This window comes from Luteibacter sp. CQ10 (genome assembly GCF_040900725.1).
Taxonomy (GTDB): domain Bacteria; phylum Pseudomonadota; class Gammaproteobacteria; order Xanthomonadales; family Rhodanobacteraceae; genus Luteibacter.
The window spans coordinates 1-2,533 of sequence record NZ_JAEUYM010000023.1 but is presented as its reverse complement, the minus strand read 5'-3'; the positions used below and the strand labels follow the sequence as shown (position 1 = coordinate 2,533).

The 2,533-nt window shown below is 74.1% G+C and carries 1 protein-coding gene; it reads right to left on the bottom strand.

Annotation, left to right across the window (positions count from 1 at the left end; genetic code table 11):
• Window positions 1–2,533, bottom strand: a 2,533-nt coding sequence (locus JNG39_RS21060; RefSeq protein ID WP_368313920.1) for an amino acid adenylation domain-containing protein, incomplete at both ends; no start/stop codon positions are given.

Sequence of the window (2,533 nt, the reverse complement as noted above, 5' to 3'; positions counted from 1 at the left end):
GTACTGCACGCGACCGTCGGCCAGGTAACGGACCAAATCGCCCGTACGGTACATCCGTGCGCCCGGCGGACCGAAGGGGTCGGGCACGAAGCGTTCCGCACTCAATCCCGGCCGGCCCAGGTAGCCCTGCGCCAGGCCGTCGCCGGCGATGTACAGCTCCCCGCGCAGGCCCCGCCCTACCGGACCCAGCGCCGCGTCCAGCACGTACAGCCGCGTGTTCGCGATCGGCCGGCCAATGCTCACCGGACGGTCCGCCTCCAGCGCCTCCACCGTCGACCACACCGTCGTCTCGGTCGGCCCGAACAGGTTCCATACCGGCCCGCCCAGCGCGCACAGCGCGTCCTTCAGCCGCTCGCCCAGCGCCTCGCCGCCGCACAGCACCCGCAGTCCCGTCCGGTTGCGCCATCCCGACTGCAGCAGCATCTGCCAGGTCGCCGGCGTCGCCTGCATCGCCGACGCCCCGCTCGAGGCGATCAGCCCTTCCAGCCGCTGCGCGTCGCGCGCCTGCGCCGAGGTCGCGATCACCGTGCACCCGCCGACCACCAGCGGCAGGTACAGCTCCAGCCCGGCGATGTCGAAGCTGTACGTGGTCACCGCCAGCAACCGCTCGCCTTCGGCCAGCCCCGGCCGTCGCGCCATCGACTGCAGGAACTGGCCCAGCGCGCCGTGGCCGATCATCACTCCCTTGGGCTGGCCCGTGCTGCCGGAGGTGTAGATCACGTACGCCAGGTCGTCCGCGTGTGGCGCCGGCGCCGTCGACGATGCCGCCAGCGCCGCGCCCTCGCGCGCCGGCCACGGCGCATCCAGCACCAGGGCCGGCACCTCGCCCAGCCACGCCCGCGCCGCCGCGTGCCAGCGCGACTGCGTCAGCACGCACGCCACCGCGCTGTCGCCCACCATGTACGCCAACCGCGCCGCCGGATACTCCGGGGCCAGCGGCACGTAGGCCGCCCCCGCCTTCCAGATCCCCAGCAAGGCCACCACCAGGTCCACCGAGCGGTCCATGCACACCCCCACCCGCGCCCCCCGGCCGATGCCGCCGGCGCGCAGGTACGCCCCCAGCGCGTCGCTGCGCGCGACCAGCTGCGCGTAATCCAGCGTCTCGCCCTCGCCCACCACCGCCGTCGCCGACGGCCGCCGCGCCGCCTGTGCATCGATCAGCGCAGGCGCCCCGCCCGGCGCGTAGGTCATCGCCGTCGCGTTCCACGTGCGCAGCACGCGATCCCGCTCGCTCGCGTCCATCAGCGGCACCGTGTCCAGCGACCGCGCCGGATCGGCCACCAGCCCCGCCAGCACCTGCCGATAATGGCCCAGCAGGTCTTCCATCCCCGCCGCCTCGTACACCCGCTCGTCGTACTTCACCTTCAGCACGTACGCCCCGGCCACCTCCACCACCTCCAGGACCAGCTCGTACTCGCCCTCCTGGTGCAGCTGCGTCATGAACGATCCGCCCAGCACCGTCGCCAGCCGGTCGGCCACGTCCGCGTGACGCAGCACCGTGGCGTTCTGGAACTCGAACGCGGCCTGGAACACCGGAGTGCGACCCGGCGAGCGCGGCGCCCCCAGCTCCCGCAACAACCGCGTGAACGGATACGCCGCGTGGTCCAGCGCGTCCACCAGCCGCTCCTGCACCCCCGCCAGCCATCTCGCCACCGGCTGTCCCGGCACCGCACGGCTGCGCAACGCCACCATGTTGACGAAGTACCCCACCAGGCCGGCGAACCGCTCGTCCCACCGCCCCCGCGTGGATACGCCCACGACCACTTCGTCCTGCCCGGCCGTGCGCGCGAGCAGCCACTCGTAGGCGCCCAGGAACAGCGCCGCCGGGTTTACTCCCTGCGCCGCGCAGAACGCGCGCAACCGCTCGCCCTGCGCCGCCGGCAGCGTGGCCTGCACCGTGCGCCCGCACACCGGCCCCGACGCCGGACGCGGCCGGTCGGTCGGCAATTCCAGCACCGGCAGCGGCGCGGCCAATACCGCCTGCCAATACGCCCGATCGTCCGCCGCCGCCGCGCCGGCCAGGTAGGCCCGCTCGGCACGCACCACCTCCGCGTCCGTCGCCGCCTGCGCCGGCGGCGTCCACCGCCGCCCCGCCCGGTGCGCCGCGTAGGCGTCCAGCCAGCGTTCCAGCAACAGCGGCACCGACGCCCCGTCGAACACCAGGTGGTGGATCACCAGCAGCAACCGCTCGCCCTCGGCCGACCCGCTCAGCCAGTACAACCGCGCCAGCGGGCCTTGCGCCAGGTCCATCGGCGCCTTCGCATAGCCACGCATCGCCTCGTCCAGCGCTGCGGCCGACCAGCCCTGCGTATCCACCACGACCGGCGCCGCCACCGTCCCTCCCGGCTGCCAGCGCGGCTCGCCGTCCAGCAGCGCCACCACCGCGCCAAACCGCGGCACCGTGGCCACCACCGCCGCCCATGACGCCGCCAGCGCCTCGCCATCCAGCGCACCCGTCACCCGGATCGCCAGCGGCACGTTGTACGCCGACGAGCCCGGCTGCAGTTGCTGGTGTGTCCACAGGCCGAGCTGG